The 18,484-nt window shown below is 34.2% G+C and carries 19 protein-coding genes and 1 tRNA gene; 10 read left to right on the top strand and 10 right to left on the bottom strand.

What is annotated here, in order from left to right:
- Positions 1-84: 84 nt before the first annotated feature.
- The 3 genes from R2I74_RS06695 to lnt all read right to left on the bottom strand — a co-directional run bounded on the left by R2I74_RS06695 (position 85) and on the right by lnt (position 3,965).
- Positions 85-1,332, bottom strand: a complete 1,248-nt coding sequence (locus R2I74_RS06695) for an MFS transporter (protein WP_316354730.1) — start codon at positions 1,330-1,332, stop codon at positions 85-87.
- A gap of 624 nt (positions 1,333-1,956) precedes the next feature.
- The gene (locus R2I74_RS06690; RefSeq protein ID WP_316354728.1) at positions 1,957-2,376 is read right to left on the bottom strand and encodes a helix-turn-helix domain-containing protein; all 420 of its coding nucleotides are present in this window, start codon (positions 2,374-2,376) and stop codon (positions 1,957-1,959) included.
- A gap of 74 nt (positions 2,377-2,450) precedes the next feature.
- A complete protein-coding gene (lnt, locus tag R2I74_RS06685; RefSeq protein WP_316355341.1) occupies positions 2,451-3,965 on the bottom strand; it encodes an apolipoprotein N-acyltransferase in 1,515 nt (504 codons plus the stop codon).
- 208 nt (positions 3,966-4,173) lie between these two features.
- On the opposite strand from lnt, the gene R2I74_RS06680 reads away from it, so the two are divergent.
- Together R2I74_RS06680 and R2I74_RS06675 are read left to right on the top strand one after the other, a co-directional pair.
- On the top strand, positions 4,174-5,448 hold the full coding sequence (locus R2I74_RS06680; RefSeq protein WP_316354726.1) for an HlyC/CorC family transporter: 1,275 nt from the start codon (positions 4,174-4,176) through the stop codon (positions 5,446-5,448).
- Positions 5,441-7,336: a heme lyase CcmF/NrfE family subunit gene (locus R2I74_RS06675; protein ID WP_316354724.1), complete on the top strand. Its 1,896-nt coding sequence runs from the start codon at positions 5,441-5,443 to the stop codon at positions 7,334-7,336. The genes R2I74_RS06680 and R2I74_RS06675 overlap by 8 nt, the downstream gene beginning before the upstream one ends.
- Before the next feature lie 386 nt (positions 7,337-7,722).
- Here R2I74_RS06675 and R2I74_RS06670 read toward each other — a convergent pair whose 3' ends face one another.
- Positions 7,723-8,802, bottom strand: a complete 1,080-nt coding sequence (locus tag R2I74_RS06670) for a hypothetical protein (RefSeq protein WP_316354722.1) — start codon at positions 8,800-8,802, stop codon at positions 7,723-7,725.
- Positions 8,803-8,947: 145 nt separating this feature from the next.
- Positions 8,948-9,397 carry a dUTP diphosphatase gene (gene dut / locus R2I74_RS06665; protein WP_316354720.1) on the bottom strand — a complete coding sequence of 150 codons (450 nt, stop codon included), beginning with the start codon at positions 9,395-9,397 and terminating at the stop codon, positions 8,948-8,950.
- An 86-nt stretch (positions 9,398-9,483) separates the two neighbouring features.
- On the opposite strand from dut, the gene R2I74_RS06660 reads away from it, so the two are divergent.
- From R2I74_RS06660 to R2I74_RS06650, 3 genes are all read left to right on the top strand, one after another.
- Positions 9,484-10,758, top strand: coding sequence for a DNA recombination protein RmuC (locus R2I74_RS06660; RefSeq protein WP_316354718.1), 1,275 nt, complete (start codon positions 9,484-9,486; stop codon positions 10,756-10,758).
- 141 nt (positions 10,759-10,899) lie between these two features.
- Positions 10,900-11,847: a malate dehydrogenase gene (mdh, locus tag R2I74_RS06655; RefSeq protein ID WP_316354716.1), complete on the top strand. Its 948-nt coding sequence runs from the start codon at positions 10,900-10,902 to the stop codon at positions 11,845-11,847.
- A gap of 128 nt (positions 11,848-11,975) precedes the next feature.
- Positions 11,976-12,052: transfer RNA gene (locus tag R2I74_RS06650), tRNA-Asp, on the top strand.
- 375 nt (positions 12,053-12,427) lie between these two features.
- Here R2I74_RS06650 and R2I74_RS06645 read toward each other — a convergent pair.
- From R2I74_RS06645 to R2I74_RS06625, 5 genes are all read right to left on the bottom strand, one after another.
- Entirely contained in the window at positions 12,428-12,679 is a 252-nt protein-coding gene (locus R2I74_RS06645; RefSeq protein WP_316354714.1) for a hypothetical protein, read from the bottom strand.
- Positions 12,672-13,619, bottom strand: a complete 948-nt coding sequence (locus R2I74_RS06640) for a COG2958 family protein (RefSeq protein WP_316354712.1) — start codon at positions 13,617-13,619, stop codon at positions 12,672-12,674. The genes R2I74_RS06645 and R2I74_RS06640 overlap by 8 nt, the downstream gene beginning before the upstream one ends.
- Before the next feature lie 75 nt (positions 13,620-13,694).
- On the bottom strand, positions 13,695-14,165 hold the full coding sequence (locus R2I74_RS06635; RefSeq protein WP_316355238.1) for an IS630 family transposase: 471 nt from the start codon (positions 14,163-14,165) through the stop codon (positions 13,695-13,697).
- A 1-nt stretch (position 14,166) separates the two neighbouring features.
- The gene (locus R2I74_RS06630) at positions 14,167-14,520 is read right to left on the bottom strand and encodes an IS630 transposase-related protein (protein WP_316353116.1); all 354 of its coding nucleotides are present in this window, start codon (positions 14,518-14,520) and stop codon (positions 14,167-14,169) included.
- A gap of 130 nt (positions 14,521-14,650) precedes the next feature.
- A protein-coding gene (locus tag R2I74_RS06625) for an IS5 family transposase (RefSeq protein WP_316353078.1) occupies positions 14,651-15,480 on the bottom strand; the annotation gives its coding sequence in 2 pieces (ribosomal slippage) (positions 14,651-15,090 and positions 15,090-15,480; 831 coding nt in all).
- Positions 15,481-15,543: 63 nt separating this feature from the next.
- On the opposite strand from R2I74_RS06625, the gene R2I74_RS06620 reads away from it, so the two are divergent.
- Genes R2I74_RS06620 through R2I74_RS06600 form a run of 5 tightly spaced genes read left to right on the top strand, consistent with a single transcriptional unit; the run spans position 15,544 to position 18,462 of the window.
- Positions 15,544-15,807 carry a hypothetical protein gene (locus R2I74_RS06620; RefSeq protein ID WP_316354711.1) on the top strand — a complete coding sequence of 88 codons (264 nt, stop codon included), beginning with the start codon at positions 15,544-15,546 and terminating at the stop codon, positions 15,805-15,807.
- Positions 15,808-15,853: 46 nt separating this feature from the next.
- The gene (locus R2I74_RS06615) at positions 15,854-16,339 is read left to right on the top strand and encodes a helix-turn-helix domain-containing protein (protein WP_316353080.1); all 486 of its coding nucleotides are present in this window, start codon (positions 15,854-15,856) and stop codon (positions 16,337-16,339) included.
- Complete coding sequence (locus R2I74_RS06610; RefSeq protein ID WP_316353004.1) at positions 16,333-16,893, top strand: IS630 family transposase; 561 nt, start codon at positions 16,333-16,335, stop codon at positions 16,891-16,893. The genes R2I74_RS06615 and R2I74_RS06610 overlap by 7 nt, the downstream gene beginning before the upstream one ends.
- On the top strand, positions 16,887-18,191 hold the full coding sequence (locus tag R2I74_RS06605; protein ID WP_316354710.1) for a YfjI family protein: 1,305 nt from the start codon (positions 16,887-16,889) through the stop codon (positions 18,189-18,191). Before R2I74_RS06610 ends, R2I74_RS06605 begins: the two co-directional genes overlap by 7 nt.
- 7 nt (positions 18,192-18,198) lie before the next feature.
- Positions 18,199-18,462 carry a hypothetical protein gene (locus R2I74_RS06600; protein WP_316354709.1) on the top strand — a complete coding sequence of 88 codons (264 nt, stop codon included), beginning with the start codon at positions 18,199-18,201 and terminating at the stop codon, positions 18,460-18,462.
- Positions 18,463-18,484: the final 22 nt, after the last annotated feature.

Genomic DNA, 18,484 nt, shown 5'->3' with positions numbered 1-18,484 from the left:
GTGTTCATTATTATTAACTTGGTGACCTTAAAATCACAGAACCTAGCTATAAGATCACCAAATAGATTATCATTACTTTGCAGGTCAAGCAGTCTTTTGTTTTCTAATGCTGATCGATTCCTTAAGTGCAATCAAAGTAAAACCTATCACCGCAATAACAATAGCAACAGGTATTATGGTAATAGATTCGATATAAGCGCTGCGATGGTATACTTTTATACCATCAGCCATGGCACCATCCCATAATCTATCCATATTAGTGCCAATTATAGCATGAAATATAGCGCCAAATCCCATAGCTATCATATTTGCAACTGCAGCGGCCATACCACTTAAATTGGGTGGCACATAGGTAGCTATCTTTGAGACCGTAATTACTTGATAAGCACAAAATAATCCTATGATCAAGCAAGTCATATTTAAGGTAAAGGCATTACCAACACCAGATAATAAATAAATAAAACCACAAATCATACCAACACCAGATATTATGGTAACACCATAGTGCAGATTATATTTATCTGCAAAATAGGGTAACACTATACATCCTACGCACATGCCAGTTAGTATTGAGGCACCAATTCCACTGGCAATCTCTTTACTGATATCATACACCGTATAAATAAAAGCAGTACACCAAGCATCAGCAAAGCCTTCTAAAGGCCCGATCATTAAGCCAGCAAGAATACTGGCTAACAATAATTTATAATTAACTATCACTGATCTTATCTCGGTTAACACTCCTTCTTGAGATGCTGCTACCTTAGATTTTGGTAGTACAAAATAAGTTAATACCGCAAGTACGACGCTAATTATCAGTAAAATATTAATCACTTCATTGATCCCAAATGTTTGCAAAATTTGGGTTAATGGTTTGCTGGAGTAAACAGCGGTAATTAAGGCAAAACACACTGTTATACCTAGCATGCGTGTAAAATGTTGTGGGAAAATAATACGAAAAATTTGTAAAACCCCGATAATTGCTGCCGAACTACCAATACCAGTAAGCAACCTACCTATTAATACATATTCCCAGCTATTAGCATACGCAATGGGGATCAAACCACTAGAAGCTAAAATTATACAAAGTGGTAATATAATTTTAGCTTCTAGCCTACTTAATAATAAACCAATAGGAATGTGAAGAGTTATATATCCAATATAGTAGATACCAGCAAATGCTCCAAATTCCGTTGCCCCTACATTAAATTGAGTAAATAATTCCGACATAATTAAATTTGGAATTACTCGTAATATATATTGGTAACAATAAAATGCTGTTAAGCATAACCAGGTTATGCCAATAATAAAATAGTTGCGATGTAATGTCATAACGATACCTTTTTAATAAGACATTGATTAGACTTTATTCTTAAAACCTTCTTTCTGATGATTGTCTTATCAAGATAAAGTTTTGGTTTAGAAGAAGTCTATAAATTTAAAACACAGAAAATAGAAATTAATGAGATATATAGCAGCGCTCGGCTGCGAGTGGAATGATAGAGAAAAGAATAGTAGAAATATATTGCTTATTGTTAGCAGATTTGTCAGTACAATACATAGATCTTAGGTCAAGCAACCTGGGACGGCAGCTTTTGCTAGAAAAATATATACAAAAAATACTTGCTATAGAAAAAGACACGTTAACTTATTGATTAATTTTTTATTAAATTACCAAAATTAGCTACTAATGTCAATAGGTTTTGATAGTTAAATCATAAAGCGTTTAATAAACTTGTATCAATTTGTAAATTGCATTCATACTCGTCAAGCTAAGGAAAAGAGACGATATGAACGTCATTGCGAGACGAAGTCGAAGTAATCCAGGAGACAACATGTTTTACTGGATTGCTTCGACCACTATCGTGGTCTCGCAATGACGGTTGGTGGTGGCTTAAGCAATACGGTTCTATTGTCTCTTTTTTCTTAACTTGACGCGTATGGATGCATCAGAGCCTAAGACATAGATTTGATTAACTCTATTATTTTCTTTCTCACTCTAACATCTTTAATTTCACCAAATGCTTTTACTAGTGCTATAACTTCTTTTTCAGTAACACTACAATTATTATTAGGTTGGCTCTCCCCATATTCTTCATGATCTTCAGCAAAGATGCTTTCTAAGGTAGTATCTTCCTGGTCAAAAAAGTAATTAACTGGAACTTTAAGAAATTTTGAGAAACTATATAACTTACCACTGGAAATGCGATTGGTTGCCTTTTCATATTTTTGCACTTGTTGGATACTGACATCAGCAGCTTCACTTAATTCCTGTTGGCTATAACCTAGCATCATTCTACGAATTTTCAAACGTCGACTAACCAGATGATCAATGGGATCGGCTCTTCCTTTAGTAACTTCAGCGTTTTCTGACATTTGTCTATAGACTCCTATTCCCACAATATTATATTTTTAGTAGGCTGCAATTATAACGATCAGATTAGAAGTAATCAAGCTTTACAGTATCTAATGGCATGATAACCAAATAATGATTTAATCATAAATTGCATTATTAACACTAAAAACACAATTATTAAGGTAGTACTATCTCCAAATAATGAGTATAAGGTTGGAGTTGCTAATTTTTCTGGAATAAAGCCATCGACAAATCCAATTTGATTCAAATTAAGCTTTTTGATAATTCTACCCAACGGATCAATAATAACTGATATCCCATTATTAGCGACTCTAATCATCGGCATGCCATTTTCTATAGCACGCATGCGACTAATATAAAAATGTTGATGAGGACCCGAGGAATTTCCGTACCAGCCATCATTTGTTACGTTGATAATAACATCTGCTATGCTGTTAGATACACGTGCTTCATTCGGAAAAATTGATTCATAACAAATTAATGGCCTAATTACCAAATTAAATTTATCGAGTTTTACAATATTAGCTGTACCTTCTGTATAATCTATAAAACCAGGAGTAAGTTTTTTTAGTGGGATAATATGTTTTAACGGCATATATTCACCAAATGGCACCAAATGTGATTTGTGGTACTCAAATAATTGCTCTCCATCAGCTTTTAGTGCATATAAAGCTGTGTAAATCTGAACAGCATCGTCCTGTTTGCCGTTATCGGTAATCCCACCAGCTAATAGAATTGCGCCGGTGTTATTTAGCATTTCCAATAATTTATATTTTATAGAAGGATGGGTATAAGGTACTACTAAGGACGCTTCCGACCAAATAATCAAATCAGGATTTCCTGGTGCTTGCGATAGAGAAAGATGCAGATCAAGATGCTGCCAGAATTGTGTTAAATCCCATTTTGCTAATTGAGGGATAGAAGGTTGTACTAATCTTACTTGTATATTCAAAAATTTAACTGGATTATTATGTAGCCTAAAGACACCATGGACTATGATTATCACCAAAATTAGCCCTGCAGTGGTTAGCGCTATTACAAAATCACATCTTTGTTTAACTAATAAATGGTGTAAGCTGGTAGCAATATATATTACTACAAAACTAAGCCCATATATGCTTACTATACTAGTTACCTGAATTAAAATTTCAGAAAATGATAAGGCATAGCCCAATAAATTCCATGGTAAGCCAGTGAAAATCCATGAACGCAGCCATTCAAAGAATACCCAAACTACGCAAAATACAAAATGGTAATATTTACTATTGCGTATAAACCAACAAATGTAACAGCTAGCTGCAATAAAACAGCTCAATACTAATGGTAATCCAAATAAAGCAAAAGGTAGAGCCCACCAGAATTCTTCTATATAAACACTAACTCCTATACTAATCCAATATAACCCCGTTAAAAAATGACCAAAGCCAAAAATAAATCCGTAAATTGCTGCATGACGCCAGCTCATAGATTTATAAACCTGGAAACACAATAAGCTAAGCGCAAACACAGCTGGGATCAGAAAAGTTGGTGCGAAAATAAGACCGCTAAGCAGACCAGCGATTAAAGTAGCATATCGGTTAGACAACATAGTTAATGAATGAAGCATTGATAATAATTATATAATAAATAAATTAGATTGATATATTTTAATATCAATCTGCTATAATGGTTTAAAATTAAATTGAGAGGTATATTATAGATTTTATAGCTATAATTTTGTAGTATTGAGAGAATATGTTGCAATTTACCACAGTCAAAATTAAAATACACCAAATACTAACTATAGAATTAAATCAATGGTGTTACTTACAATACTGCTAATTGCCATAATGCTAATAATTTCTGCATTATTGGCAGCAACTGAAACTGCTATTACCGCTACTTCTCCGGGGAAAATATATAAATTAAAATCCAGAGGCAATAAAAGGGCGGTAATTGCTTTACAAATTTTGAAAGTGAAAGAAAAAGTTATCAGCACTATGTTAATTGGTAACAGCTTGATTAACACAGTCTGCACAACTATTGCCACTAGTCTATTTATTGATCTAATAGAAGATCATAGTGTGGCCACCATCTTATCTTCAGCAGTGATGGCATTTTTAATCATTATATTTGCTGAAGTCATCCCAAAAGCTATTGCAGTGACCAAAGCAGAAGAAATAGTACTGCTTAATGCGCGGATAGTAGTAGTTTTCTTAAAATTACTAGCTCCAGTTAATAAAATGCTGGATCTAGCACTTAAAATTTTCTGTTTTGTATTCCGGATCAATCTGACACAAGAAATTTCTGGCGCTGATGAAGTTCGTGGTATTATAGAGCATCAACACCAAGAAGGAAATGTATATAAAACTGATCGTGATATGTTGGAAGGAATTTTAGATATTCGCGATATGACAGTATCTGAAATTATGGTGCATAGAAGTAAAATGATAACTCTTAATATTGATTTACCAAATTCAGAAATAATTCAGACAGCACTATCTAGCCCTAATACTAGAATTCCAATTTGGAAAGAAAGCACTGATAATATCATTGGAGTTTTGCATATCAGAGACTTATTACGGGCGTTATATGATAATGGCAATGATCATGCTAAAATCAATATCTCTAAACTATTAAGCCAACCATGGTTTATTCCGGATAATGCTTTGGTAATTCAACAGTTGCACGCATTTAAAGAACGTAAAAATCACCTAGCGTGTGTTGTCGATGAATATGGAGATCTGCAAGGTATTATTACTCTTGAAGATATTTTGGAAGAAATAGTAGGGCAGATCCATGATGAATATGATAGATCAGGAGAAGCAATTATCAAGAAGTCAGATGTTGAATATATAGTAGATGGCGCTACCACTATTCGTGACCTTAACAGAGAATTAAATTGGGAACTACCGGATGATGATGCTAATACTATTGCTGGATTAATTATCCATAAAATTGCTAGAATACCAAATCAAGGAGAGAGTATCAAGATTGCTAATTTAAAAATTGTGGTAGTCAAGAAAATAGCAAACAGAATTCATACTGTTAAAATTAAAATCTTAGCTCCATACGATAATAGCGGTGATTAGTATATTAGGAAATCTAATACAAATATTAGCGATGTTATCAAGTGCCACCGCAATAATATTGGCTCATACTGTTTATGGTCGAAGATTATTATGCTTAAGTTGTTTATGTTCGGTATTCTCGTTCATATTATTAGTTTATGGATTTATCATTTCTGACTTCTCGCTACAAAATGTTTTTCTCAACTCAAGTACTATCAAACCGCTAATATATAAAATCGCCGGTAGTTGGGCTAGTCATGAGGGCTCAATTTTATTATGGCTTTGTCTGCTTAGTATTATAAATTGTATATATATATATTTGTCACCCACACCATTTTCGTTTAATAATCACCTCGATCACCTCATTAATCGTTACCAAATTATTATATTATCGCTGTTACAGCTAATGTTTGCTAGTTTTATCTACTTTACTTCGAATCCATTTCATAAATTATCATTTACTCCCATTGAAGGACTAGGATTAAATCCTATGCTCCAAGATATAGCGCTGGCTATTCATCCACCAATATTATATTTCGGCTATCTTTGTTATGTGGTACCATTTACTGTCAGCTGTATTATATTGTTAATTAATACCGATGAAGTAAATCGCATATCCAAATTATTAAAGCTTGCTAAAACATTTGCTCATTGTGGAATATTAGCAATGACCTGCGGGATCAGTCTTGGTTCCTGGTGGGCATATCGAGAATTAGGTTGGGGAGGATTCTGGTTTTTTGATCCAGTAGAAAATATTTCGTTGATGCCATGGTTATCAGCTATTGCTTTGCATCATACAATATCAATAACTATATCATCTAGAAAATTTATTTATTGGAGCCTTAACTTATCGATCATCACTTACCTATTATCAATTTTGGGAACATTTTTGGTTCGTTCTGGAATAATCGTATCAATCCACTCATTTGCATCATCCCCAGAACGTGGCATATATATGTTAATGATTTTTTCAGTCATTGCTTTAAGCAGTATTGGCTTGTTGGCATTTCGTCAATTAACTATCATCAGTAGACCGTTGATGTTTAAAGAGAAAGGAATAATCATCGGCAATATTTTTTGGTTAATAGGATTGCTAATATTAGCAACCTCAGTAATTTATCCAGTAATTCGTTATTTATGGAGCAATGAGCTGATATCAGTGGAGTATCAATATTTTATGCATAGTTTTATTCCGGTGACTATCATTAGCACTTTCTTCGCTGCTATCTTTTCAGTACCCAAGAATTATCGTAAATATATTATTATCTTAACACTAGCTATTTTATTAACCTGGATTAGCAGTGTAAAAGTCTCTTATACTATAGTTTCAGCTAGTGCAGTGGTGACTGCAATCTTTCTAATTCTACAAATGTTAATATTATTAGTGACAAGTAGTAATTATTTTAAAAAAATGCCACCAGAAAAAACTATGGCTATGATTTTGAGTCATGCTGGTTTAGGTTTATTGGTTCTTAGCTGCACCTTTAATGGGTTATTGCAAAGAGAAACAGAATTCATCGGTAAAGTAGGTGACACGGTAGATTTGATGCAGTTTAATATCCAATTAAAAGATGTTAGATTTGCTAAAGGTACAAATTATTATCGTCAAATTGCAGAATTTTGGATTGACGATGACAGCACTCATAATATTACTATCCTTAAACCTGAGAATAGATTTTATATTATTGAACAAAGCTTATCTCAGGAAAGTGATATATTCTCTTACATTACTCACGACCTGTATGCGGTTTTAAGTAGGGTAGATGAGGATATTGTCCATGCCAAAATATATTATCGACCATTCATTAGCTTAATTTGGTTATCTGCAATAATTATTGTTAGTGGCTTGTTAATTAGCTTGTTGAATACACTGTTTGGCAATCAGTCAGATAGACGGGTAGATAGGTAGTTAAAATCATTTGAGATACTGTCTATGCCACCTATTAGGCGGCGTATGACAAGTTTGTGAGCGTTCACAGGTTTAAAAAAGTCGTCATTGCGAGGTTTTTCAGCCACCTCCGTCATTGCGAAGAGCTTTAGCTCTGAAACAATCCAAAGAATCTAACGCCTTGACTGGATTGCTTCAGAGCTAAAGCTCTTCGCAATGACGTTGGTCGCCAGCTTTGTAAGTCGTATATTGACGTTCAATTTTAAAAACGTGAACGCTCACAATTTGAAGCTGAAGTTGATTCACGACTTTTTCTAAAAACCGTGAATCAACACATGAGTTTGACTAATATTATTATTATTTATTATATTGCCTATGCTGCGAATGACAGTATGTATTATCTCTTATTAAAGGTTGAACACTTCGTGAAATAGCCCTCCCTCACCCAAAAGAAACTCGTGGGTTTCTTTAGTAAGATGGTTTATTACATATGTTTTCTCCTCTTGTGGTGAGTCAAAAGCCAACTTCGATAGAAAATCAGATAAAACTCCTTTGGTTTCTAGTATGTTCTGTTGTTCAACTAGTTTTTGACGATACTCAGCAGTAGTTTTTTCTATCTTCTCAATTAAGCTCTGAGACAATAGCTCTGATTTAGTTGCTTCATTCACTGGTTGAAGTAAGTCAGGATTGGTTGAAATCTGCTTTGTAAACTCTATTAACTTTTGTGCATTAGCTGAACCTATTGAAAGTTTTTGTAGAGCTTGTTCACAAAACTTTAAATAAGTTTGCTCGTTAGATCGGTAATATATCAGACAAGCTATCATAGAAAGGTCTTGATCTTGAACATTGATAGAGCCTTGATTTAGGTTTTCTACTAACGTTCTAGCGATTATTGTTAGCGTACCACTAAGCTGGTCATCATGATTTGATAATAAATCAATCATCTTGGCTAATTTGCTAACTTTTAATGATGTTGCTGTTTCTTGCTTGCTACTAAATGAGTCTTGCAGTATTTTTGATTCTTGCTCTATAATATTTTCTGAAAGCTGTGATTTCTCTTTTTGCTCAAGGCTTAACTGACTAAAATCATCTGTAGTTTGGATGATTTTTTGCGTCAATCCTAGATTTTCAGGATCCATAATCAACATCCCCAAATATGATCCATATTTACAACAAATATCTTGGTTGAGAGTTAATTCTTGTTTAAAGTGCGCTAGTAAATCTGGATTTTTGTGGATATAATCCAGAGATGGGGATTGGCTACCTTCAAGGCCAAGAGCAGTTATTACCCCACTATTGCAATAGGGATCGCTCAAGTATACTGCAAGTATTATTTTAGCATGATTTGGTGGTACATCTTTACCGTCTACAGCTACATCATAGATTGGATCTTCTGCTATTATGACTTGTGGATTTTCTGCAACTAATTGCTGTAATATATAATTATTTATTATACTATCCTTATCGATATTTAGTTTATTTTTCATAACCATCTCTCCTATCAAATTGATTGATAAATATAAAGCAATATTCAACTGCTAAATATAAGCATAATAAAAAATATAAATTTTGCAAACACATGATTATACTTTAGAAATATTGTTGTAGACTTGCAACCACATATAATTCAAATTATGTTAAACCAGTGGAGCCAAAGCCACCACTACCTCGACTTGTTTCTTCTAGTTCTTCTACTGTTTCCCATATTACCCGTTCATGTTTAGCTACTACTAATTGGGCAATACGCATATCAACTTCTACTACAAAATCCTGCTTACCATGATTAATTAACATTACCTTAACCTCACCGCGGTAATCTGCATCAATAGTGCCGGGAGAATTTAATACTGTTACTCCATATTTTAAGGCTATTCCGGAGCGTGGCCTCACTTGCGCTTCAAAACCAATAGGTAGCGCTATTGCCATACCAGTAGCAATAAGTCGAACCTCGGCTGGTTTAATTATTACTGGTTCAGTAATATCAGCACAAAGATCCATGCCAGCACTGCATAAAGTAGCGTAATTTGGCAAAATTATAGTTCTAGACTGGTTCAATATTTTAATTTTGATCTTAATACTCATACTTTTAAAAACCTTTGTTTATTAATTTGATTTAACTATAGATGTTGCCATAATGATTGGCAAACTCAATCAGATAAGGATTGTCCATGTCACTGGAGGTATTGACTATAATTTGTGGAGTGTTCATAGTAACACTTATACTTTGTTACAAAATTGCTGCACTTAAAACCCACTTAAGCTTATCAACTGATAGCAATCAAAAATTAATTGCACAAAACCAGTTGTTACAGCAGGAAAATATCAACTATCTTAAAACAATCGAGCAACTTAATGCTCAGGTGAGTTACTTACAACAAGTAGTCGCTGCTACCAATAAAACTAGAGATGAATCTTTAGCTTCAGCAAAAGCGACATTATTTGATTTAGGCAATGAATTGTCTAAACAGTTAATTGAGATTCACAAACGTGAAAGTCAGGAGGTGCGTGAATTATCAGAAAAAAATATTGCTGCAACTACAACAAAATTTCATGGTGAATTTGAGCGTTTACTTAACATGATTGGAGTATTAAATAAAGATATTGAGCAATCTAAGGAAGTAGTTCAAGTGATAAAACAAGCATTACTATCGCCAACTAGCGCTGGAAGGTTTGCTGAAATTACATTAGAAAATATTCTAAAATCTTCTGGACTTAGAAACAAACTGGATTTTGCCATTCAATATAATATTAATGGCTTGGAGCATTTTAAATTACGGCCTGATGCGGTTATTTTTCTACCTTCAGGTAATTTAATGATTATTGACGCTAAGGCCTCTCAGTTTTTATTGAATGATCATGAACCTGAACAACTAGCAAAGACCATGAATAGTCACTTAAAATCGTTAAGTAACAAAGATTATGCCGAACATATTTTAACTAATTTTCAACATGATGGTAGCAAATTTAATAATATTATTACTTTAATGTTCTTAGCGACAGAACATTCTGTTGAAAAAATTATTAATGCTGATCAGAATTTTATGGATAAAGCTTGGGCTGCCAATATTTTTCCGGTAGGCCCAACAGGACTGATGAATATGCTGTCTTTTGCAAAATTTCAAATCACTGATCAAATGCGGGCTGAAAATCATCAACTTATTCTTGATGAGGTTAGAAAATTGTTATTATCTATTGTTTCAATTGCTGAACACTCACAAAAGTTGGGTACTAATATTCAGGGAGTAGTAAATAATTATGATAAATTCGCTGGGTCTTTTAACAGGCATTTATTATCTAGAGCTAAACAACTACAGAAATTAGGGGTAGATACTGGCAATAAAACCATACCATTATTATTAGAACGTTATCATTTAGTATCTACAAAATCAGAATTATTGGATTCGGAAATGGAAGAGGAACCTAAGCAATTACAAAAATTGTGATAATCCAAGTGCAACAAAACTACCACTTGAAGCTAAATATAATTAAATTCATCAGGTATTTTAAGTTAATTATTGCTTTTATGGCATTATAATAATTATCTTAAATATTAATTAAGTTAATTTTGATGGGAGGAAATTAATATGCATAAAAGGCCAAAAATTGCTTTGATTGGCGGTGGAAATATTGGCGGAACACTAGCTCATTTAATCAGTATCAGGCAACTGGGTGATGTAGTGATGTTTGATATGTTAGAAGGTGTACCACAAGGAAAAACCTTGGATATATCGCAGGCTTGTACCGTAGAAGGATCTAATGTTAAACTTACTGCTACTAACGATTATAAAGATATAGCTGGTGCTGATGCAGTAATCGTAACTGCCGGATCTCCACGCAAACCTGGAATGAGCCGTGATGATTTAGTAGCCATAAATACTGAAGTAATGAAAACTGTGGCTGCAGGTATTAAAACCTATGCACCAAATGCTTTCGTAATCGTAATTACCAATCCTTTAGATGTAATGGTCTATGTAGTTTTGAAAGCCAGTGGACTTGACCATAAAAAAATTATCGGTATGGCCGGAGTTTTGGATTCATCAAGATTTAGTTGTTTCCTGGCTGAAGAGTTTAAAGTATCAATTGAAAATGTTAACAGCTTTGTTCTTGGTGGGCATGGAGATTCAATGGTGCCATTAGTAAGATATTCAACGGTAAGTGGTATACCTGTGCCCGATCTTATTAAAATGGGTTGGAGCACCAAAGAACGGATAGAGAAAATAGTTGAGCGTACTAGAAATGGTGGTGGAGAAATTGTTGGTCTGCTTAAAACCGGTTCAGCTTATTATGCACCGGCTGCTTCAGCGATTGAAATGTTAGAAAGTTACTTATTAGATAAACGCAAGATATTAGGATGTGCTGCATATTTACAGGGCGAATATGGTGTTAATGACCTCTATGTTGGAGTGCCAGTGATTATCGGCGCAGGGGGAGTAGAAAAAATAGTAGAGATAGAATTAAATAGTGAAGAAAAAACAGCGTTTAACATATCAGTTGCTGGGGTCAGCAAGATGATTGGGTCATTAAAGTTATAGATGCTCGTTAATATACCAAGCGCTGGAGTTTGTTGTTACTATTTCTCAGACAAACATCTAGGCTTGGTAATAAATATCTTGCAGTAATGTCGTTAGCAGTATATATTACCTGCCATACGATTTAGTCGGGGGGTGTAGCTCAGTTGGTTAGAGCGTCTGCCTGTCACGCAGAAGGTCGCGGGTTCGAGTCCCGTCACTCCCGCCAATACCTACTAAAGCTCCATAGTTTTTTTAATTAAGGAATTTTGGTGGGGTATACTTAGGGTATACTTTAGAACAAAGTTTTAGATATAAAATTAAAATATTGTATTAGATATCAAGCTTATTTGACTATTTTTAAATTCTTAAATAAGAATCACTGTTATGAATTTTTGATTTTTGAAAGCTCTCCACCTAAAGTACCTAAACCACCTAAAGTTTTGCATTTTACTATCTGAAAGTCCTTTGAATTAAAGAAGTTATGAGATTATAGAAGTCCATATTTATCTTACCTAAAGTCGGCTAAAGTTACCTAAAGTTCTTCTTATCTCTTTTAGTTATTGTAGTATTGTGAGTTATGCAAAAGTAAATGAAATTTTTGTTATACTTCCATACGAAGGCGTCTAGATGTTATAGTCTCATCTTCATATTTCCAGAAATCGCCACCTCTAGCAGAACTCCAATTGTAACCTATCTTTTTAAGAGCCTTTAAGGCAGCAGCGCTTAAAGAAGACTCTTCACCTTCAAACATTACTCTGCTTGGATTTTCTTTTATAACAATACAATTTATATTGTTATCCTTAGCAAAATAAAGCACCGTGTTAATTGACATAGAAATCTCTATATTAATCATTCGGCGTATCCCAATCTACTGATTTCACTTCACCAGTTTGATAAAACTGCCTGATAGATTTAATAAAAACGATAAAATCCTTACTTTCTTCTGTGAGTCTATTAATGGTATCCCAATCAACTTCTGTTCTTTCTCTGGCTGGTATAAGCAGTTGACTTTCTGGAGGGTTATCTGAATCTAGGCTGATAAATCCAATACCATGCAAGGCATTTAAAATTCTCAGTTCTTTCAGAGTATCGCTTCCTTCGATTTGAGATGCTACCAAATAACCAAAATTCGCCCATGAAGAATTCGATACCGTTTGGAAAAAGCATTCCCGAACATTTGAGCGATTTATCAACAATTTAACTTCAAAAGACCATAAGCGTGTCCATTTATCAGAATAATGCTGTACGCAGTTTTTAACTTCTAGATTCCACTCAGAGGACAAATCTTCCATCGCTACAATGTCAGGATAAAGCCAATGATTGCCTCTAAAACCGCGCATATTTGACGAACGTCTTTCATCTATACGTTTACTGTAAAGCCCAAACTCTGATGATAAGTACTTAAATAATTTTGAATACAAATCATGTTCAGAGATGAATGCGTTCGTAATCGATGGTCTTACAATAACTGAATCGATATTCTCTGTTTGAAAAACCTCATTAATATCTGTTTTGCTAGTATAGTAGTACCTACGCGGTCTTCCCTCTACTATCTTAATATTGGAGTTCTTTTTTTTGAGACGAACAAAGAAATAACGCATAGAGCTCATTTCTCTTACTAGCTGGTGCACAAGTTCTACATCACTAGTTATTGATGTGCTGCGCTCTTTTTTGTCACGACATTTGTCAGGATATGTTGTAAATACCCATTCAGCAATTTCACGGGAAGTAAATTTTTGTTCAGGATTCGCCTGTAGATAATCTGCTACAATTTTTACTAAGTTAAGTGACATATTTAATCCTACTTGCCTATGATTCAGCTATAAATCTTGAAGTGTTTTGGCTATAGCTAAACCCCTATAAAACGGTTATAACATGTACTTTTCAAACAGAGTGTCTACGTCACAGCGATATTTCCTTCTTCTAGATTTAGCTTGAGCCCATTTTGGTTCAATAGGATTCAAATCAGGAGAATAAGGCGGTAAGTACTCCAATATATGACCAGCTTTTTCTATCATAGTTTTTAAATACGGACTTTTATGGAAACTTGCATTGTCTGTCACAACCACGGAATTATTAGGTAATTTCGGTATTAAATCTTGTTCTACCCAGCTGTTAAAAATAACTGTATTAACATTGCCGTCAAAAATTGACACGGTTAGCAGCGATTTACCTACTAATGCCCCTATAACATTAGTTCTTTTTGACGGATGCCAATCATGAACACCATAACACCTCTTGCCTTTTGCCGAATATCCGTGAGTTCTAGGCGCGCTATGGACAAACCCGCTCTCATCGGTAAAGACAATAACTTTTTCCTCTGCCTCGTACTTTTTTATCTTATTCTGAAATTCTAACCTCTCTTCTTCTTTTGCCTTCGGATGTTTTAAAGCTTTTTTTATACGTAATGTTCAACTTCTTTAATGCTTTTTGTATTCCAGATTTACTCACTCCTAACCGCTCAGCTCTTTCATATTGATACGCGTCACTATATTGCACCACGTCTTCTCTCAATTTATCAATCGGTATTTTTTTCGAAGCTCTATTCCTATTCTTTAGAGGAGATATTTTTTTAGTCCATACAAATACCGTGTTTTTTCCTACTCCAAAACGTTTTGATATTGATTCAAAACTCATCTTCTCTTTTTCTTTGATAGCCAGTACTTTCTTTCTAAAATCTATCGAATATGTCATAACAATTATTTTAATTATACCCTTTGATTATAACCGTTTTATAGAGGTTTAGCTATATTGCAATGCCTTCTCAAGACACTGATTTTAACGACTTATTGAAGGAGGTGCAATAATAGACCTCTTTCGAAACTCATTTACCAAGATCCCAATTATATAAACCAGCAATTAAATTGAACCTAAGACCAAATCTTTTGCGTCTATTTCGATATTTATCAGCAATTATTTTAAAACGCTTTAACATACCTATAACATTTTCATTTAATACTCTGTCACTTGCTAAACTTCTATTATTTTTCTTATCTTCTTTGGTTAAAGCATTCTTTTTACTCTTTTTCTTTGGTAGCTCAGAATTTGTATGAATCTTCTGTAAGCCTTGATAACCAGTATCAGTAATCACTTTAACCTCAGGCAGTATATGGGTTCTTGATTCTTTAAATAATTTAAAATCATGACGCTTACCATTGGAAAAAGAAGTGCATATGACTCGTTTGCTTTTCTTATCTACTACTATTTGAGTCTTTAACGTATGTCTTTTCTTTTTACCTGAGTAATAGTATTTCTGTTTTTTTGGGGTCGCTCTATAGGGCTTTCTGTAGCATCTATTAAAACTAATTCATACTCCATACCGCTTTTAACTAGAGCCTTCTTACCTGGAAGAGCAAAATCCGGATGTTTTATTAGAGTGTCTTCAACAAAACGAATTGTTTTAAATGCACTGCTTTCGCTAACCCCATAATTCTTAGCTATATGAAAATAGGTACGGTATTCCCTTAAATATTCAAGTGTCATTAATAGGCTGTCTTCCATACTAAGACTAGCTCTTCTGCCACCTTGGTACCTCCTATTTATTTGTTTCTCTGTCTTTAAAATCCCTACCATCTTTTCGAATGTACTATTTCTTACCCCAGTTAATCTTCTAAAATGCTCTTCCGATAAAATGCTTAAATTTTTATATCTCATATAGTTCTAAATTAAGTAAATTCGACTTTATAGCATATTTAGTCCAGTTTCGAAAGAGGTCTAATGACTGTACAACAGGTAAAAGACAGTATAGCAAATGCAACTGTAATTGACAAGGAATTACCAGAACCTCTTAGAAAACCGTTGCAGCCGCCGACTGAATTTCCTATAGATTCATTGCCTCCGATGTTAAAAAACACTGTCCTTGCTCTACATGACAAAATACAAGCGCCTATTGCACTATGTGCGCAATCGGTTCTTGCTGTAGTAAATCTTAGCGTGCAAGGTCATGTGATACCAATTGCAATAATTAACGCGGTGGCCTAAAATGGATTTTTAACGGATAAAAGGTACTCAAATAGCTAAGTTAATATTGCCGCTAGGTTTTCATGATCATGATTTTATAAAAATGATGAAACATGAGCCGCATGGTCGGAATCGCATACGTTTATTGGCGATGTATCACCTTCAATTAGGCAAATCTTTTAAAGCCATATCTGCAATAGTGAAGTTGCACTGGAAAACCGTGCAATCATGGCTCAGAAGATTTAGAAATCATGGTTTTGAAGGTTTATTTGAATCACAAAGAAGCGGCGCTCCTAGGAAGATTAACACTCTACAAGAATCTGCTCTTTTTGATAAAATCAATATGCTCAGTGAAAGTGAAACTGGCGGGTATATAACCGCAAAGGAGCTACATAACATGTTGCTTGAGGAATATGGCGCTAAATGCGCTTTAAAAACAGTCTACAATACTATGCATCGCCTTGGTTTTAGCTGGATTACTTCTCGTTCAATGCATCCAAAGTCAAATCAAGAGACTCAAAATACATATAAAAAAACTTCCCAGACATGTTAACAGAATTATTACCAAAAAATATCGATAGATGTAACGTTGATATATGGTCTCAGGATGAAACTCGAGTTGGGCAACAAGGTAGCTTAACTCGTATATGGGCTAAACGCGGCACTAGACCCCGTAAAGTTCGGCAACAGCAATTCATTTCAACATACATTTACGGAGCTGCTTGCCATGATACGGGAGAATCTTTTGCATTAATTTTACCATATGCCAACACACGGGCAATGAATAAATTCTTAGAAGACCTTTCTCTCACTACTCAAAGCAACCGACATATAGCTTTACTAATGGATAATGCAGGTTGGCACACAGCCAAAAAACTAACTGTTCCAAGCAATATCACTTTGATACCGCTTCCGCCTTATGCACCAGAACTTAATGCAATGGAACAAGTTTGGGAGTGGATCAAAAATCATTTCTTGTCTAACCAATGTTACGGTGCATATGAAGATATTGTCACTATGGCTTGTTACGCTTGGAATCAACTTGCTCAGAATGTAGATTTAGTAAAATCAATTATGTATAGAGACTGGATAAATACACCGTGTTAATTATTGCAATCGGTATGAATATAATGATGCCTTTTGGAGAGATAAAGCCTATTTCATGCTTTTTTCTAACTATTGCGGAAAGCGGCGAAAGAAAAACTAGTTGCGATAATGTCATGTTGAAGACAGTTAGAGATTATGAAGAGGAACTTAGGAAAGAAAACAGCGTAGATCTACAAGCCTGGGAAAACGATTGTACGACATGGAAAAGAGAATATGAGCTAATTCTTAGGGAGCAAAAAAGTACAAACGGTTCTAGAGATATAATAAAAAGCAAATTAGATGCACTTGGAGCAAAACCAGTATCACCGCTTGTTCCATTAATTGTATGTCCTGATCCTACGTTTGAAGGGTTATGTAAATTAATGATAACAAGCAGACCGAGTCTCGGTATTTTTTCCTCGGAAGGCGGACAGTTTGTTGGTGGTTACGGTATGAGTGCGGATAATAAAATTCGTACCGCCGCTGCGTTATCCGAGATGTGGGATGGTGAACCGATAAAAAGAGTAAGAGGCGGTGACGGCACTATTATATTAGCAGGTAAAAGATTAAGTATGCACTTAATGGTGCAACCAAATATCGGTACAAATTTTTTATCCGATATAGCATTAAAAGACCAAGGTTTGTGTTCTAGGCTACTAATTAGTTATCCACTAACCACAATAGGTACTAGATTTCAACACGAGGTAAAATCTGAGAGCGTTGAAGCCTTAACTACATTTAATCAAATAATTGATAAAATATTTAGATTACCTTTGCCAATTAAAGATGGTTGTACTAACGAATTAAATCCAAGAATAATCAATATGGAAGGTCAGGCATTAAATGCCTATAATGAGTTTTCCGATCATATAGAAAAAGAGCTTGCTCCCAGTAAGTCTCTTGAGTCTATTAAAGGTTTTGCAAATAAGCTACCAGAGCATGCGTATAGAATAGCTGCTACATTTGCTGCAATAGACAATATAGAGGTTAAACAATTAGATTATCAATACATAAAAATGGGAATTGAAATTGCGTCATACTACGGAGAAGAAGCACTAAGGTTATTTAACAATGGGGTAATTGATCCAGATATAATACTTGCTGAAAAGCTTCTTGATTGGCTGCATAATAAATGGGATGAGGATTATATATCGCTACCGGATATATATCAAAGAGGCTTAAATGCAATTTCTACAAAAGCAACGGCATCAAAAATTGTTACTATATTAATAGATCATGGCTGGCTTAAAAAGCAAGACGAACCAACATTAATAAAGGGAAAAATGAGAAAAAATGCGTTTAAAATCATAAAGAATTAATAATTTTATGAATATATTTCCTAAATTTAACTTTAAGCAATTTGAAAATAAATATTTGATATTACAAACTTTAGGTACTTTAGACACTTTAGGTGGAGAAGTGCTAAATTTTGAAAAATATTGCGATGAGTTAAATTATGATGATAAAATTCTAGTAGAAGAGCGTGCTGCTATCATAGAATTTGAAGGGAAGTTATCTCGTAATGAAGCTGAATTTTTAACTTTACGAGATATCCTATTAAAAAAGAATGAATTAACAAAAAGCACCTAAGATTGATTGGTTAAAGGTAGAA

Origin of the sequence: Candidatus Trichorickettsia mobilis, assembly GCF_963422225.1 — a bacterium.
GTDB classification, from domain to species: Bacteria; Pseudomonadota; Alphaproteobacteria; order Rickettsiales; family Rickettsiaceae; genus Trichorickettsia; species Trichorickettsia mobilis_B.
This window is presented reverse-complemented; position numbering and strand designations above follow the sequence as displayed.

Coding starts and splice junctions, on each gene's coding strand:
- R2I74_RS06660 (WP_316354718.1), top strand. CDS start 9,484: ATGTCACTGGAGGTATTGACTATAATTTGTGGAGTGTTCATAGTAACA.
- R2I74_RS06695 (WP_316354730.1), bottom strand. CDS start 1,332: ATGACATTACATCGCAACTATTTTATTATTGGCATAACCTGGTTATGC.
- R2I74_RS06610 (WP_316353004.1), top strand. CDS start 16,333: ATGTTAACAGAATTATTACCAAAAAATATCGATAGATGTAACGTTGAT.
- R2I74_RS06640 (WP_316354712.1), bottom strand. CDS start 13,619: ATGTCACTTAACTTAGTAAAAATTGTAGCAGATTATCTACAGGCGAAT.
- R2I74_RS06600 (WP_316354709.1), top strand. CDS start 18,199: ATGAATATATTTCCTAAATTTAACTTTAAGCAATTTGAAAATAAATAT.
- R2I74_RS06680 (WP_316354726.1), top strand. CDS start 4,174: ATGGTGTTACTTACAATACTGCTAATTGCCATAATGCTAATAATTTCT.
- R2I74_RS06670 (WP_316354722.1), bottom strand. CDS start 8,802: ATGAAAAATAAACTAAATATCGATAAGGATAGTATAATAAATAATTAT.
- R2I74_RS06690 (WP_316354728.1), bottom strand. CDS start 2,376: ATGTCAGAAAACGCTGAAGTTACTAAAGGAAGAGCCGATCCCATTGAT.
- R2I74_RS06630 (WP_316353116.1), bottom strand. CDS start 14,520: ATGACATATTCGATAGATTTTAGAAAGAAAGTACTGGCTATCAAAGAA.
- dut (WP_316354720.1), bottom strand. CDS start 9,397: ATGAGTATTAAGATCAAAATTAAAATATTGAACCAGTCTAGAACTATA.
- R2I74_RS06645 (WP_316354714.1), bottom strand. CDS start 12,679: ATGATTAATATAGAGATTTCTATGTCAATTAACACGGTGCTTTATTTT.
- lnt (WP_316355341.1), bottom strand. CDS start 3,965: ATGTTGTCTAACCGATATGCTACTTTAATCGCTGGTCTGCTTAGCGGT.
- R2I74_RS06620 (WP_316354711.1), top strand. CDS start 15,544: ATGACTGTACAACAGGTAAAAGACAGTATAGCAAATGCAACTGTAATT.
- mdh (WP_316354716.1), top strand. CDS start 10,900: ATGCATAAAAGGCCAAAAATTGCTTTGATTGGCGGTGGAAATATTGGC.